Origin of the sequence: Rahnella perminowiae (assembly GCF_019049755.1) — a bacterium.
In the GTDB taxonomy this organism is placed as follows: Bacteria; Pseudomonadota; Gammaproteobacteria; order Enterobacterales; family Enterobacteriaceae; genus Rahnella; species Rahnella perminowiae.
In genome coordinates this window covers 1-575 of sequence record NZ_JAFMOS010000076.1, presented here as the reverse complement: position 1 = coordinate 575, position 575 = coordinate 1, and the positions used below count along the sequence as shown (strand labels likewise).

The window sequence follows — 575 nt, the reverse complement described above, 5'->3', positions numbered from 1 at the left end:
ACCATAAAGATTAACGGTATCTTTTGTAATTATTGTAGAACAAAATTTCCCTTCTATCAGTTGTCGCCCATTCTCCCCCATTCTGCCTCTCACATCCGCATTTATGACTAAATGCTTTAAACACCCGGCCAGAGCGTTAATATCGCCTTTGTCAATAATAAATCCGTTTACATCGTTTTCAATCAGACTGCTGCAACCACCGACATTATATGAAATTATAGCGCGTCCGACAGAACTTGCCTCCAAAAGAATACGCGGTATTCCTTCAGGATAAACAGAGGGAAGTGCGACAATATTAGCGTCTTTAATCAACTCTTTCATATCGTCACATTTCCCAAGCCAGTTTATCTCTCCTTTGTTATGCGCCTCTTCAAGAAAACCAAGGGGGATAGCATCAGGATCATTGGGCGTGGGTATTCCGGCAACATTGAGAGTGAATTCAACGCCCTCGAGATGGAGGCTATTTTTTACATTAATAAGGTCAGTAAGTCCTTTGCTCCATAATAATCTGCTTGCAAATAAAACCACCGGAATTTCCCTTAAAGGTTCCTTTGAGTAGGGAAAGTCAACGATAT

The 575-nt window shown here is 41.0% G+C and carries 1 protein-coding gene; it reads right to left on the bottom strand.

Annotation, left to right across the window (positions count from 1 at the left end):
- Positions 1-528: glycosyltransferase (locus J1785_RS00385; protein WP_338020329.1), on the bottom strand; the 528-nt coding region annotated here is incomplete at its 3' end.
- Between the last annotated feature and the right edge of the window lie 47 nt (positions 529-575).